This window comes from Pseudomonas sp. LBUM1645, from assembly GCF_059716185.1.
In genome coordinates this window covers 3,898,154-3,912,682 of the sequence record NZ_CP166811.1, presented here as the reverse complement: position 1 = coordinate 3,912,682, position 14,529 = coordinate 3,898,154, and the positions used below count along the sequence as shown (strand labels likewise).

Below are 14,529 nucleotides of genomic sequence, written 5' to 3'. Positions count from 1 at the left end.
TTTTCCGAGCCGGCCAGGAAATGTGATGGGTGCTCTCATTCAATAAGACGTACGAGCAGGGCAAATAATGAAGCCCCGAATGTAGAAATTTTGTCGCCATCACGTCAGCAGCCTGTGAGACGGCCGTAAAAAGCGCCTTTCAGGGCCTAAATTTTTGTCATTTGTTTCGTTCCTAGGGGAAGGCGCAGTGCGTGTATGACGCAGGGTGTTTGTCTTTTCGATCAGGAGCGAGCGTGATTATTTCCAGGCAGTTAACCCGGTTGAGCCTTGCAGGCGTGTTGGTGGGCTTGAGTCTTACGGCAAACGCACGCAGTCAGCCGGAGCAGGCGAGCGCCGACATTCGCCGGACCAGTTTCGGTGTGCCACATATCCGTGCCGACAACGAGCGCGGGCTCGGTTATGGCATTGGTTACGCCTACGCTCAGGACAACCTGTGCCTGCTGGCCAATGAGATCACTACCGTGAACGGCGAACGTTCACGCTATTTCGGCCCGGATCAGTTCACGGTCGAAGAACGCGAAAACCTGGTCAGCGATCTGTTTTTCAATTGGCTGAACACGCCACAGGCTGTCGAGGGTTTCTGGCAGGCGCAAACCCCGCCAGTGCGCGATCTCATTGAAGGGTATGTGGCGGGCTATAACCGTTCGCTGACAGAACGTCGGGTGCAGGGTTTGCCGCAGCAGTGTCAGGGCGACTGGGTGCGCGAGATTACCGCCCAGGATCTGGTCAAGTTGACGCGGCGCCTGCTGGTCGAAGGTGGAGTAGGGCAGTTTGCCGAAGCCTTGGCCGGAGCAACGCCACCCAAAGCCGTGGCACATGTGGCAAGCGAACCGGTGTCGTTCCAAATGGCCGCCTCGCGCATGCAGCGTTTTGCCCTGGATCGCGGCAGCAATGCCGTGGCGGTCGGCAGTGAGCGTTCGTTCAACGGCCGCGGCATGTTGCTGGCCAATCCGCATTTCCCTTGGGTCGGCGGGATGCGTTTCTATCAAATGCACCTGACCATTCCCGGCAAACTGGACGTCATGGGCGCAGCGCTGCCGGGGCTGCCGATGATCAACATCGGTTTCAACCAGCACCTGGCGTGGACTCACACGGTGGACTCGTCCAAGCATTTCACCTTGTATCGCCTGCAACTCGATCCCAAGGATACGACCCGATATCTGCTCGACGGCAAGTCATTGCCGATGAAGAAACAGACCCTGACCGTGAACGTGAAACAACCGGATGGCCAGACCAGACCGGTTTCTCATGTGGTCTACAGTTCGCAGTTCGGCCCGATCGTGCAATGGCCCGGAAAGCTCGACTGGGACAACCAGTTCGCCTACAGCTTGCGTGACGCCAATCTGGATAACGACCGGGTCTTGCAGCAGTGGTATGCAATGAACCACGCGGTCAGCCTCAAGGACTTGCAGGCCTCGGTGCACAAGATCCAGGGGATACCGTGGGTCAACACCCTGGCGACGGATGATCAGGGGCAGACGCTGTACATGAATCTCTCGGTGGTGCCGAACGTCAGTGCCGACAAACTGGCCCAGTGCAGTGACCCTCGGGTCGGGTTGCAGATGATCGTCCTCGACGGTTCCAACAGTGCGTGTGCCTGGGACATCGACCCGACGGCGGCACAAAAAGGCATTTTTGCGTCAGACAAGTTGCCGCAGCTGTTGCGCAAGGATTTTGTGCAGCACTCCAACGATTCGGCCTGGATGGCCAACCCGGCGCAACCACTCACCGGTTTTTCGCCCCTGATCAGCCAGGATGGCCAGCCATTGGGGCTGCGCTCGCGTTTTGCGCTGGATCGCCTGAACACGTTGAACAAGGCAGGTCCCATAGCAGCGACGGATCTGCAACACATGGTGATGGACGACCAGGTGTATCAGGCGGATCAAGTGATGCCGGACCTGCTGCAGTTCTGTGCGGCGGCACTGGGTACCGATGCGCCGGCGCTCGCGCCGCTGTGTGCCAGTCTCAAGGCCTGGGATCGCAGTGCGAATCTGGACAGTGGTCTGGGGTTTGTGCATTTCCAGGATGTCATGGCGTCGCTACAGGAAACGCCTGATCTGTGGCGTGTGGCGTTCGATCCGAAAGACCCGCAACACACCCCGCGCGGCCTGGCGATCGATCGCCCGGAAGTCGCAAAGGCGGTTCGCGAAGCGATGCTGGCGTCGGTAGCTCAGGTGAACAAGATGGGGCTCAAGGCGGATAGTCGCTGGGGTGATATCCAGGTGGTCAGCAGCGGCGGCCAGCAGACGCCGATTCACGGTGGACCTGGCACTCTTGGAGTTTATAACGCCATTCAGAGCGTGCCGAGAACCGACGGAAAACTCGAGGTCGTCAGTGGTACCAGCTATTTGCAGGTGGTGACCTTCGATGACAAGGGGCCGCAGGCCCAGGGGCTGCTGGCATTCTCGCTATCCAGTGACCCGGCCTCCAAGTACTCCAGAGATCAGACCGTGGCATTTTCCAGGAAGCAGTTGAGTGTGTTGCCGTTCACCGAACAGCAGATCAGGTCCGATCCTCAGTACCAGGTTCAGACGATCCGCGAGCAGGATGAAAAAGCCGGGAAGGTGGCCGTACAGTAACGCTGATGGTGTTTGAACGAAAAATGAAGGCCGCACCTTGTAAAGGTCGCGGCCTTCAGCTTTTTGGGGCTTGTTGCGGAATAGAATTGAGGACTGGATTGCCATCCTTGTTGCGGGTCAGGTAGACCGGTAACACCTTGGGCAGGGAAGCCACCAGGTTGTTGAGCTCTTTGATGTTGTAGATGCCGCCGATGCGAATCGAGCCAGTGCTGTTGTCGGCCACCATCACCGGTTTGCTCAAGTAGCGATTGATCAATGGCAATGCGTCGGTCAGCGCCAGATCATTGAGCACCAGTTTTCCGCTGCGCCAGGCCAGTGAGTTGTCATTGTCGTAAGTCTGGCTGATCCGGGGAGTGAAGTCGCCGCGTCTAAAGCTCGCCTGCATCGCGGGCTCAAGACGCAAGCCGTCTCCCGTCAAGGCATCATTGCTGCTCACCAGCACCGAACCTTCTATCAGGTTCACGCGTACCTGATCTTCATACATCCAGACGTTGAATTTGGTTCCGGTGACTCGAATCCTGCCTTCGGCTGCTTTGACAATGAAGGGGTGTCGAGTGTCATGGCTGACGCTGAAGAAGGCTTCGCCTTTTTTCAGCGTAATCCGACGTTGATCCTTGTAGTTGCTGAACGTCAGCTCACTGCCCAGGTTCAGTTCCACCTGACTGCCATCGCTCAGGGTGACCTGGCGGACATTGTCGTTCGCCTCGAAATGTTGGTAGGAATTGGGTAGCCAGCCCAGGTTCCAGCCGCTATAGGCCGCCAGCGGCAATGCCATGGCGCAAACCGCGGCGGCGATACCGAAGGTGCGCCAAGGCGTAGCAGGTCTGGCGCGGACCATCGGGACCACGGTTTCTGGACGTGGCAGGTCCCCCGCGACATCCCAGATCTCCAGCATGGCCTCGTACTCGAACGCGTGAAGCGGATTAGCGTCATGCCATTGCTCGAACGCCAACCGCTCTTCAGCAGTGCAATCGTTGGCGTGCAGACGCATGCACCAATGCGCAGCGGCATCGGTGACAGCGTCGTATTCGGCTTGCGAGAGAGGGTTGTCGGTCATTGACTCATCCTGATTTCCTGCATTCTAACCTTGTGCGGAAGTCTGCGAGAACAACCGTCATGGCAATTACCCATCAAACTGGCACTTTTTTTAAAACTCACGGGGTGCTGGTGTGCAATTGGCGCCCCAGATGAGTGATCAGCCAGGTCACGCTGTCGGCGTTAGCGAGTTGCACCGCCAGTCTGATCAGTGGGTCTTTTTTGAAGGTTGTGCGGGCACCGCTCAGGTTGTCCTCGCCGGTCAAGGTCAAGATATGTTTCTTTATCCGATCAGTATTTTGATCAGAGGTATCACCCAGGTCCTCCCATTCACCGTCATCAGGGTTCTGGACTTTGAACAGCTGTGTATAAGGCGTCTTGATTGACAGTGCGCTGCCCTGAAGATCGCTTAAGGCAGTCTTGAGCTCAGTGGCGAAAGCACTGGCCGTTCCTATCAGGTCGACGAACGGTCTGCCGGTATCGAGATAAGAAATGTCTTCGGTATTGCAGGCAATGTGCGAAACCTCATGAATCAGGGCTGCCGCCCGGGCATGAGTGTGGATGGGGAAGGCGGCGTCGGACAAGTGTTCACGGTAGAGGTCGAAATTGGGAAAGAAGAATTTCTCTGCCAGGTAAATTTTCCTTTGTACGTCCTTTGGAAGGGTGAAGGCGTAGGAGTTTTCCTCGTGATTGAGGAGCTTGCCGATCACAAAACGCTTGGAGTTCGGCTTTCTGAGTGTAGGTTCCAACAAGGCTGCAAAAGTGTCGCCCAGGACTTTTTCGATCTTCTCCACATGTGCGTCCGTCACTGCGGGCACATCAATAAAATCCATGATGAGCTGGTGCACGGGCGTGACCGTGTCGTCAGAAGTCTTGAGCAGTTGCAGGTTGCGGAAGCTGTTCCAGGCATAGGTGGTTGCCAGATCCAGCGCCTCGTCAATCTGACGAGCCTTTAGCGGAAAAATTTGACGGATTTGGGTCATTCCATGTGCTTCGACATTCATGCTTTCCCAAACCGTTATCGCGTTATGTGCCCGGTTGATAAGGCCGAAGCGGGGCGCCGGTGTTTCCCTGTTCAGAACCCATTGCTTCGATTCGTTCAGACGTAGATAAGGGCCACGGTTTTTTGTGTCGCCGATACGCCAGCGGGTGCCATGCTTTTCAACGGGATACACTTTGCCTTCAACCGGCCCGTAGTGTTTTTTTGTCGACGGATGAGAGTAGAGCCCGAGCTTGGAGTCGTGTGTCAGCGAACCCAGATCGACGTCAATGCTCTCATGACGCTTCAACTGCGTGCGCTCGGGTGCGGTGATGTCGATGTCCTGCCATTTGAGTCGGGTGTCGCGCGTTTCTGGCTCCGGCGCGCTGGTCGTCGAAGGCGTCTTCACTGGATCCTCCATCGATTGCCGCAACGAGGCCAGTTGTGCAATGCCGCTGATAAATTCTTTTATCGCCGCCCCCCATTTGTGCGTTTGAAGGTCTTCGGCGGATTGCTTGATGTCGCGATAACTGCGCCACACCGTGATCGGGTAGGCAAGCTTGCCCGTCAAGAACGTAAATGCCTCGTGCAAATCTTCACCCAGCACATGCTTGATGGTTGCCCATTCACCCTGCTTGTTGTCATCGGTCTGACAACCGAGCAATCGGACTAATAACTCGACGTTATCCTTGAACAAGTGTTTGAACAGATTCCCCTTGATCGGATTGGACGCCAGCGTCACGTCGGGGAGGCGGTTACTGGAGGTCTCCATCCTGTACTCAAGCTGTATCCGGTCAGGCTGCGGGACGTTCATGAGTACCCAGTCGAGCAGACTGCCGCGAGTCTTCAGTTCTGTCAGCAGTTGTGTTTCATTCTTATATTCTTTCACTCCGTGCCGAGGGCTGTGAGGCGCGACAAGGACCTGTGGCGCGGTGCTATCGGCCGATGAGCCAATCAGATAGACGCCTGGCACTTTGATCGTTTGCCCGCTCTTGATGCCCAGGAACTCAAGTGGTCGGATGATCGCGTGGGCGCCGTCGACTGCCGCGCGGGCGATGGCATCGGGCATATCCATGACTTGGCGAATAAGGTTAAACCCGGTTTCGCTCAGGCGCTCTTGTAGTTTTTCCGAATGAGCGTAGTGCATCAGCTGCCAGGGTAATTGCGTGTAAAACCGCTTCCTGCGGTCCATTGCATCCGCCTGGGTGTCTGCAAAGGCTTCGTTCAATGTCTTTTGTTGATGTTCACCCAGCTTCAAGTTTCGTATCAGGTCTCTGATGTAACTTTGGTCCATGTCCTCGGGAATCTCGGTGTTATCAAGCGACACCCATCTGAAATGGGTTATGTCCAGATTCTTGAAGTGGGTCAATGCAAAGTCGGTCAAGGTTTGGGTGCTGGCCGCAGACCTCGGGCGTGCGCTGATCAGGATCTGGACCTTGTCCGGATCGATGTCGAACTTATCTGCCTTGAGTTGTTTTTCAAGTGCATGGTGGGCCGTGCGCGCCAGGGAGCGTATGCCGGTGAGGTAGTCCTGGTCGTCGGTGACATTGTTGAGGTATTGCTGAAGCAACTCCCCATGCAATATCTGATCTTTGATGGACGCCTTGGCCAGCCATGCCGGCAGTTTTTGCTGAGTGGTGAGAGATTGGGCAATGTCCGTCGCACGGAGTAACCCGGTCATCGGTTGGCGTAGTGCCACCAGGTTCAGGAGACTGGCCAGGGCCGGCCCGGGGAGCTTCGTGGCCAGCGCACGGGTGACGCACACCTGGTCCAGCTGGACATAGGGCTTTTGCACGTGATCGAGAAAGTGCTGATCTATTCGCTGCAGTGGGGAGAGGGTGTAGTGCTTGCCAGGCAAACGCTCGCTGCGTCCAAGGTTCTCCAGAAGGGTGGTGCGATCATCATAGTCTTTGAGGCGTCGATCCAGCTCGGTCAGCAGCGGCGCCAACGCCCTGAAGGCTTCAAATCCCGACGCTGGCGTCCACAAAATCGCCTTGCCCGAATGCTTCGGGTCCAGGCCACCTCGTTCGGTCAGCACAAAACAACTGGCCAGTTTCAACGGGGCCGCGGCTTCGCTTGCCTTCAGCGCCAAGGAAAACACGTCCGGCAAAAAACCGTTCAATGCGGCTCGCCGCAAGCGTACCGGAGTATCGAGTACGGTGTTGATGATCGCCTGTTCCGTCGCACCCAGGGTGCGCATGACGGTGTGCAGCTTCAATTCACTGCGCAATGCCGTTGACAGAGTGTGAGTGAAACTCGATTGCAGGCTCCCGAGTGATGAATTGACGATACGCTGCACTTCGGCAATCGTGCGGGTTGTTGCGGGAATGACCGGTTGGTTTTCGAGGAGTTGGTCGAGCGCCACCTTAACGGAGGAGAGTCGGGCCAGTTGCTCTTTGGCCGACTCGGCACGAACGGTGGCCGGTTGCGCGCTCCAGCGCTGGTCGGCGTGAGTACTCCAGCGTTCTTGGGCATCGGCCGCCAGCAGTCGATCGTCGATCAGTCCCCGGACATCCAGTGCTTTGTCGATCAAGGCATGGGGATCCTGTGTACCTTCGCTTTCACGGTAACGGCTCAGCGCGTGGGACAGGTTCTCCCGTTGCTTGCCAAGGATGTCGTCCATCAATTGTCCAAACACCGGGCTGATGATCGGTTCACCGACAATGACGCGCTCATCCGGGCCCAATGAAAGAAACGTGCCGCGTTCGTCCAAAGACATGAAGTTGAGCAGCGTGTCTTCGTGGCCTTCGCTTTTCATCATCTCCAGGACGATTCTCCTGACAGCGGGCAGGTCGCTCGTTGCCTCGATGCCTCTGGACTGTGTGTACAGAAAGCCCAGGGTTTCGCGGCTGCCGATCATCAAGGTAGAGGCCAGCTCTGCGTAATGCTTGAAGGGCGCGGTGATACGCACTTTTTCGATGCGAAGAGGATCGACGGTTTCAGGTTCGAGGCTGACATTCATCAGTCGCTGGTATTCCTGCGTCGTTAAAATTCCTTGCTGATGCTCAAGCAAAAGTTTCACGTGAAAGGTATCGCGCAAACCCTCGGCAAAAAACTCCGAGCGTGACTGCCCGTTGATCATCGGTGTGTTCCAGAACGTCTTGAGCAGGCTCTGCAAGTGAGGGGTAAAGCTTTGCGCGATTTCTTTGACTGCACTTTCCCAGGCCTGGTTATCGGCGTCGCTGCTCACACTGTGTTGGGGATTGGAAAAGACTCTGGAATCGCCAGTCGGCCACTGGTTGGTCAGGTAGTAATGCAGCAGGGCATCGCTCAGTGAATACGAGGAAAGCGTGTGCTGGTAATCGCTGCCGTCGGAGGCTGAAATCGTCCTGACAAAGCTCTTCAGTCGAGTAAGGCGCTGGTCCAGTTTGGGGAACGGTTTGTGCAACGCGTTCTTGAGGGTCTCGTCCAGCATCGATTGCAGTGTTGGCAGCTTGACCAGTTCGCCCATCATCGTCTTGATGTTCTGAGCCTGATTGCGCTCGAGGGTGAGCTGCTGGTCCTGGAACACCGCCCCTTCGATTTTTTGCGTGGCAATGTCTGGTGCAGTGGCGGCGGGTAAAGCACTGCGTTGCTCGATGGAGAGAAAGCGCAGTAACTCACGCTTGCCAGTGGGCTGTGCCAACCATTCCTTGAGTCTGCTTTTGAGGTCCTCCATGTCCGCGAATTTGATCAGGCCTTTCCACGGAGTGTAGAGCGTGACTTCTCCATCGTTGGGCTGGCTCATGGCAAAAGCGCCGGCCAGGGGGATATTGGCTGCATCAGGCACGCTTAAAAGCAGCTGGTCGACGTGCATGGGCTTGTTATTGGCGATACGGACTTCATGCGTCGCCAGATAAACAACCTTCAACCACTTCAGGTCATCAAGCGTGAAGTACAGCGCTTTCTCGCGATCACCGGGCTGTTTGCCATTGGATGCAAGTTCTGCCTCGTCGAAAAAATACGGCAGTGGGGGAGCAGACATGGTTTTTCCTCGATGTGCTGCGATCGGCGGGTGATCGCCGGTCGTTGGATTGAGGAAAAACAGTACGGTCAGTGGAAGGCTCGGGTGCGGTACATATTGCTTGATCCGAACAGGCTGTCGAGACTTGACAGGAAGCCGGTAGAACAGCGCTTAATCGACAACTGTTTTGGGTTGCCCTGCAACCTTGTTTCACCCTGTTGCCCGTACTCAATAATAAAACTGGAGCTTCAGATGACCGCAACGCCCGAAGTGGCCGTCAGTTCGAACACTCAAACGCTCGATTTCGACGCGCTCGTTCTTTTGCTTGAGCAGATTTTTCAGCGCCATGGCACCTCCGCCGAGGTAGCCAGGACACTGGCCCTCAACTGCGCCGGCGCCGAACGCGATGGCGCCCATAGCCATGGCGTGTTCCGCATTCCCGGTTACGTATCGACGCTCCAGAGCGGCTGGGTCAATGGCCAGGCCGTGCCGGTGGTCGAGGACGTGGCTTCGGGCTTTGTCCGGGTCGACGCCGGTAATGGTTTCGCCCAACCGGCCCTCGCAGCAGCACGCGCCTTGCTGGTGGAAAAGGCCCGCAGTGCCGGCATTGCAGTGCTGGCGATTCGTAACTCCCACCATTTCGCCGCCTTGTGGCCGGATGTCGAGCCCTTTGCCTATGAAGGGCTAGTGGCGCTGAGTGTGGTCAACAGCATGACCTGCGTGGTGCCGCACGGCGCCGATCGTCCGCTGTTCGGGACCAACCCGATTGCTTTCGCCGCCCCGCGGGCTGACGGCGATCCGATTGTCTTCGACCTGGCGACCAGCGCCATTGCCCATGGGGATGTGCAGATCGCCGCACGCAAAGGCGAGCGTTTGCCGCCAGGCATGGGTGTGGACGGTCTTGGCCAGCCGACCCAAGACCCGAAAGCGATTCTTGAGGGCGGCGCGTTGCTGCCGTTTGGCGGGCATAAAGGCTCGGCGCTGTCGATGATGGTGGAGCTGTTGGCGGCGGCGTTGACCGGCGGCAATTTTTCCTTCGAGTTCGATTGGTCAAATCATCCGGGCGCCAAGACGCCGTGGACTGGCCAACTGTTGATCGTGATCGACCCGAGCAAGGCGGCCGGGCAGAGTTTTGCCGAGCGCAGTCAGGAACTGGTCCGGCAGATGCACGGGGTGGGGCTCAAGCGTTTGCCGGGTGATCGACGTCACCAACAACGGGCCAAGTCCAGCACGGAAGGCATCCGGCTCGATGATCAGACGTTGGCGAGTTTGCGGGAACTGGCCGGGCTCTGAGGTTTGTATAAAACCCGGGCAAGAAAAAGGCGAGCTCAATGCTCGCCTTTTTGCTCTGTACTGATTAAAACGGGACCGCTTAACGCCGACCCAGCAACAACCCGACTACCAGGCCGAAACCGGCAGAGATCGCCACGGTTTGCCACGGATGACCACCGATGTAGGTTTCAGTGGCTTCGACCGCAGGTTTGGTCCGGTCACGAACGCTGGTGACGGAGTCCCGAGCCTGCTGAAGTTTCTGGGCGATCTGCCCACGAAGTGTGTCCGCTTCCTCTCCGACGAGCGAGGCACTGCTTTTGAGCAGTTTTTCCGACTCTTCGATCAGAACCTGAAGTTCGCTGAAGGCTTGATCCTTGATCTGGTCTTCGGCTACTTGTGCGGCGGTTTTCCGGGCCATTGAGGTACTCCTTGCAGATAAATGGACAGTGAACAATGGAGTCTGCCGTCAGCGAAAAAGTTGCAGTGGATTTTCGCGTTGACCCAACCCTGAGGAAAAATCCTGAGTCGGACATTTCCTCCTTCAGTGTAAGATGTCGCCTATTTTACGCCGCAGGTAACTCCCATGAGCTTCAATCTGGCCGACAAACCCCTTGCCGAGCGCGCTGCGCTTGAAGATGAGAAATCCCGTCTGTTCGATCTCTGGCAAAGCAACCTGGGCAAGTCCAAGGGCGAAGCCGCTCGGTTGTTCGGTGAACGCGCCAAGCGCAAAGGCAAATGGGCCGAGTGGGTCCGTGCCGAACTTGACGGCATGTCGCCCCCGGAATTCGCGAACATGGTGCGCAGCGAGATCAATCGCCTGATGGCTGCTAAATAAATTCCTGCCTGACACTATTCCCGCGTAGGAGCTGCCGAAGGCTGCGATCTTTTGATCTTTCAAGCAAGATCAAAAGATCGCAGCCTTCGGCAGCTCCTACGCGCTCGCAAAACTCGCGACAATCGCTTCCCGCACTTTCAGCACCACCGGATCGAGCTGTGTACTGGTGCGCCAGCCCAGTTCGATCGGGTATCGCGGCAACGCCAGAGGGCAGGGCAGCAGCGCCAGTCCGCTGAGCGCCGCAATGCTTTGCGCCGCATGGGCCGGAATGGTCGCCACGGCCTGACTGCCCTTGAGCAAGTGCGGCAACGCGGCAAAGTGTGTGGTGGACGCGCATACCCGCCGACTCAACCCCAGCGCCGCGAGCCCCTCATCGGTGATCCCGATAAAGCCGCCCGACGACACCAGAATGTGCTCGCGGGCAACGAACTCATCAAGGCTAAGGGTCTGCTGCCCCTCGGTCAGGCTGAGCGGGTCCACCAAACACAGATAACCGCCTTCTCCCAACACCTGACGGCTGAGCAAGCGCTCGGCAAACCCACCGGCGGTGATCGCCAGATCAATGCTGCGTTCCATCAACGCCTGGGCGACGATCTGACTGTGGGTCTGACGAAAGATCAACCGCAGCTTCGGCGCGACGCAGGCGATTTCCTCGATCAGCCGGCGCCCATAAGCGATTTCGAAATCATCGGACATACCCACGGTCACCGAACGCCCGTCGTAATGGTGGGCGGCCGGGTCGACCATCGCCAGGCTCTGCCGGCATTTGTTCAGGGCATCGCTGACCACCGGTTTCAACTGGTTGGCCTTGAGCGTGGGCGCGAGTCCTCGGCCGGTGCGCACGAACAACTGATCGCCATACACCTCGCGAAGCCTTCGCAGTGCGGCGCTGACGGCTGATTGCGTCACGCCCAGACGTAACGCGGCCCGGCTGGCGCTGGACTCTTCATGCAGCGCTTCGAACACTTTCAGCAGGTTGAGATCGATGGAGGCGATATTCATTTGGTTCATATCATTCAGCAGTGAATGGGGCTTTATTCATGATCATGTGACGCCTGAGAATGAGCAACACCTCATTGCTTTCGGAGTTACTGCGATGCCCAAGTCAATCGTTGCTGCACTGCAAATCGGCTCTTTGCCCGGCGGCAAAGCCGAGACCCTGGAACAGATCCTTGCCTGGGAAAACGCGATTATCGAATCCGGTGCTGCGCTGGTGGTGATGCCGGAAGCGTTGCTCGGCGGTTACCCCAAAGGCGAGGGCTTTGGTACTCAGCTGGGCTATCGACTGCCGGAAGGTCGTGAAGCCTTTGCCCGGTATTTCGCCAATGCGATCGACGTACCCGGCGCGGAAACCGAAGCGTTGGCCGGGCTTTCAGCGCGCACCGGCGCCAACCTGGTGATCGGTGTCATCGAACGCGCTGGCAGCACCTTGTACTGCACCGCGTTGTATTTCGATCCGCAGGCCGGGCTGGTCGCCAAGCACCGCAAACTGATGCCTACCGGCACCGAGCGGTTGATTTGGGGCAAAGGCGATGGCTCGACGCTGCCGGTGATCGACAGTCAGGTCGGGCGGATCGGCGCGGTGGTGTGTTGGGAAAACATGATGCCGCTGCTGCGCACCGCGATGTACGCCAAAGGCGTGGAGGTCTGGTGCGCGCCAACGGTGGACGAGCGGGAAATGTGGCAGGTCAGCATGCGCCATATCGCCCATGAAGGACGCTGCTTTGTGGTCAGCGCCTGTCAGATTCAGGATTCACCGCAAGCCTTGGGCGTGGAGATCGCCAACTGGCCGGCGGACCGCCCATTGATTGCCGGTGGTAGCGTGATCGTCGGGCCGATGGGCGATATTCTGGCTGGACCGCTGCGTGACAGCGCCGGTTTGCTCACGGCAGAAATCGACACCGATGACTTGGTTCGTGCCCGTTACGACTTCGACGTGGTGGGGCACTACGCGCGCCCGGACGTGTTCGAACTGACGGTAGATGAGCGCGCCAAACCGGGCGTCCGTTTCAACGCATAACTCTGTGGGAGCGAGCTTGCTCGCGATAGCGGTGGGCCAGGCAACTAATGCGTTGAATGTGCCGTCGCCATCGTCGGAACGCCGCCCGGAGCAAGCTCGCTCCCACATTGATCTGTCGGTCTCACCAGGTGCCGGTCGTCGACGTTGGCAGGCTGAGTTTGCCACTGTCCACGAAACGCATCGTGCCGAACAAGCCGCCCGCGAGTTTGCCGTGCAGGACGTAGGGCAGGTTGTCGAGTGTTTGGGTTTTGCTCAGCCCCAGGGTCTGGCGCAGCACCGAGAACGCCGAAACACTCACCGGCACGGTCAGCACGGTTTCGGAAAAGCGTGCAATCGAGCCCGATTGATCGCTGACACCGGAGGCAAGTGGCTGGCCGTTGACTTCCAGGTCCAGGGCCACGCCGTTGTAATTGATGGTGGTCTCGTTGGGGTTTTGCACGCGTATTTTCACGGCAAAGCGTACTTCCATGTCCTGGCTTTGCAGCGGCTCGAAGCCGACGACATTGATGTTCAGCGGGTCGCGATTGGGCAGCAGGGCACAGGCGCTCAGGGAGAGCAACAGTAACGAGAAGGATAAAGCGAGGAGTCTGCGCATGAAGGGTTCTCGACAGAAAAGGGACCGAACCGCTGACGGCTCGACCCTTGAGCAACGTTTAGCGGTTCACCTGTGCGACCACGCTCACTGTGAGGGGTTCGCCGCAAGCTGTCACTTCTTCATGAGCGGTGCGGCGTCAGCTGCCTTTGACCGGCGTCGGCAAGGTCACAAGATTCACATAATCATCCCAGAACTGCTTCTGGTCGATGGCAAACACCACCTTGGCTTTTTGCGTGCCCACCGGTGGACTTTTCTTGTAACCCAAGGCGCGACCGTAGTCGGCACCGAACTGGGCATTGACATCGACCCACAGCTCGCGGGATTCGGTGACGATGCCCGGCTCGACCAGAAACAGGGCTGGCAGGCTGTCCCAGGTAAAACTGTGATAGCCGGGGTCTTTGCTGAACAACGGTGCGAATTCGTGTTTGTACAACTCGGCAATCGCTCCCGGCCGGGCGATGACGCGGTGATAGATCGAGGCATCGAAGGTGACCTTTTCGCACACATCGTTGGGAAAAATGACGTGTTCGATGGGTGAGCGCAGGACGATCTTCGCCGCCTCGGGGTCGAACCACCAGTTGAATTCGGCGGCCGGTGTGGTGTTGCCCGGAATCTCGATGGCCCCGCCCATGTACACGATGCGTTTGATCAACGGCACGATGTCGGGGGCGGATCGAATGGCCAGGGCGATGTTGGTCAGCGGGCCGACCGCCAGCAATGTCACCTCTCGAGGATTGGCGCGCACGCTGTCGACGATGAACTGGGCAGCGGTTTCCTTGCGCAATGCGGTGTGGGTCGCCAGGCCATCCGGCGGGGCGATCAGTTGCGCGGCGGATGTCGGACGCGGCGCCTTGAAAGCACCCGGCCAGCCGGCGCCGAACAGGGCTTGTTCCTGCGGGTAGGTGGCGAAGTCATGCAGCAACGGGTAGGCCGCGCCGGAATAGACACCGACGTCCTTTTCCACGCCCATGCGCTCTACAGCCTTGAGGGCATCCACCTGTTCCTGGTCGACCCAGGCGTTGCCGCTGACCAGGGTCATGCCGAGCAGGTCGATGCGTTTCTGGGCGTGGAGCTGGGCGAGCATGATGAAGGCCTGGCCATCATCGTTGAGCACGTTGAAGTCGGTGTCGAAGATGACTTTTTCCGCCGCTTGCAGGGAGCCGGCGCAGAGGCCGGCAGCGACAAGCAGGGCGCAGCGTTTGATCAAACCTTGCATGGGGACTCACCTGAGAAGTTGTATTTGGCGGCTACCGCGATCCACGTAGGAGCTG

10 protein-coding genes are annotated in these 14,529 nt (G+C 58.0%); 4 read left to right on the top strand and 6 right to left on the bottom strand.

The genetic code is table 11. The features are described from left to right. Positions 1-233: 233 nt before the first annotated feature. On the top strand, positions 234-2,579 hold the full coding sequence (gene pvdQ / locus ACA079_RS17445; RefSeq protein ID WP_497700232.1) for a bifunctional acylase PvdQ: 2,346 nt from the start codon (positions 234-236) through the stop codon (positions 2,577-2,579). 55 nt (positions 2,580-2,634) lie between these two features. Here pvdQ and ACA079_RS17440 read toward each other — a convergent pair whose 3' ends face one another. Beyond that, on the bottom strand, positions 2,635-3,636 hold the full coding sequence (locus tag ACA079_RS17440; protein WP_497700231.1) for a FecR family protein: 1,002 nt from the start codon (positions 3,634-3,636) through the stop codon (positions 2,635-2,637). Between the two features lie 97 nt (positions 3,637-3,733). Next, on the bottom strand, positions 3,734-8,557 hold the full coding sequence (locus tag ACA079_RS17435) for a dermonecrotic toxin domain-containing protein (protein WP_497700230.1): 4,824 nt from the start codon (positions 8,555-8,557) through the stop codon (positions 3,734-3,736). 231 nt (positions 8,558-8,788) lie between these two features. Here ACA079_RS17435 and ACA079_RS17430 point away from each other — a divergent pair, with 231 nt between their 5' ends. Next, entirely contained in the window at positions 8,789-9,829 is a 1,041-nt protein-coding gene (locus ACA079_RS17430) for an Ldh family oxidoreductase (RefSeq protein ID WP_497700229.1), read from the top strand. A 79-nt stretch (positions 9,830-9,908) separates the two neighbouring features. On the opposite strand, the gene ACA079_RS17425 is transcribed toward ACA079_RS17430, so the two are convergent. Next, positions 9,909-10,226 carry an ElaB/YgaM/YqjD family protein gene (locus ACA079_RS17425; protein ID WP_497700228.1) on the bottom strand — a complete coding sequence of 106 codons (318 nt, stop codon included), beginning with the start codon at positions 10,224-10,226 and terminating at the stop codon, positions 9,909-9,911. A gap of 165 nt (positions 10,227-10,391) precedes the next feature. Between ACA079_RS17425 and ACA079_RS17420 the strand changes: the two genes are divergently transcribed. Then, on the top strand, positions 10,392-10,643 hold the full coding sequence (locus tag ACA079_RS17420) for a hypothetical protein (protein ID WP_129444401.1): 252 nt from the start codon (positions 10,392-10,394) through the stop codon (positions 10,641-10,643). Positions 10,644-10,739: 96 nt separating this feature from the next. On the opposite strand, the gene ACA079_RS17415 is transcribed toward ACA079_RS17420, so the two are convergent. Next, complete coding sequence (locus ACA079_RS17415; protein ID WP_497700227.1) at positions 10,740-11,654, bottom strand: LysR family transcriptional regulator; 915 nt, start codon at positions 11,652-11,654, stop codon at positions 10,740-10,742. Between the two features lie 85 nt (positions 11,655-11,739). On the opposite strand from ACA079_RS17415, the gene ACA079_RS17410 reads away from it, so the two are divergent. After that, positions 11,740-12,663, top strand: a complete 924-nt coding sequence (locus ACA079_RS17410; protein ID WP_497700226.1) for a carbon-nitrogen hydrolase family protein — start codon at positions 11,740-11,742, stop codon at positions 12,661-12,663. A gap of 121 nt (positions 12,664-12,784) precedes the next feature. On the opposite strand, the gene ACA079_RS17405 is transcribed toward ACA079_RS17410, so the two are convergent. Together ACA079_RS17405 and ACA079_RS17400 are read right to left on the bottom strand one after the other, a co-directional pair. After that, on the bottom strand, positions 12,785-13,258 hold the full coding sequence (locus tag ACA079_RS17405; protein ID WP_497700225.1) for an LEA/WHy family protein: 474 nt from the start codon (positions 13,256-13,258) through the stop codon (positions 12,785-12,787). Positions 13,259-13,394: 136 nt separating this feature from the next. Then, a complete protein-coding gene (locus tag ACA079_RS17400; protein ID WP_497700224.1) occupies positions 13,395-14,474 on the bottom strand; it encodes a nucleoside hydrolase in 1,080 nt (359 codons plus the stop codon). Positions 14,475-14,529: the final 55 nt, after the last annotated feature.

Coding starts and splice junctions, on each gene's coding strand:
- ACA079_RS17440 (WP_497700231.1), bottom strand. CDS start 3,636: ATGACCGACAACCCTCTCTCGCAAGCCGAATACGACGCTGTCACCGAT.
- ACA079_RS17400 (WP_497700224.1), bottom strand. CDS start 14,474: ATGCAAGGTTTGATCAAACGCTGCGCCCTGCTTGTCGCTGCCGGCCTC.
- ACA079_RS17405 (WP_497700225.1), bottom strand. CDS start 13,258: ATGCGCAGACTCCTCGCTTTATCCTTCTCGTTACTGTTGCTCTCCCTG.
- ACA079_RS17435 (WP_497700230.1), bottom strand. CDS start 8,557: ATGTCTGCTCCCCCACTGCCGTATTTTTTCGACGAGGCAGAACTTGCA.
- ACA079_RS17430 (WP_497700229.1), top strand. CDS start 8,789: ATGACCGCAACGCCCGAAGTGGCCGTCAGTTCGAACACTCAAACGCTC.
- ACA079_RS17410 (WP_497700226.1), top strand. CDS start 11,740: ATGCCCAAGTCAATCGTTGCTGCACTGCAAATCGGCTCTTTGCCCGGC.
- ACA079_RS17420 (WP_129444401.1), top strand. CDS start 10,392: ATGAGCTTCAATCTGGCCGACAAACCCCTTGCCGAGCGCGCTGCGCTT.
- ACA079_RS17425 (WP_497700228.1), bottom strand. CDS start 10,226: ATGGCCCGGAAAACCGCCGCACAAGTAGCCGAAGACCAGATCAAGGAT.
- ACA079_RS17415 (WP_497700227.1), bottom strand. CDS start 11,654: ATGAACCAAATGAATATCGCCTCCATCGATCTCAACCTGCTGAAAGTG.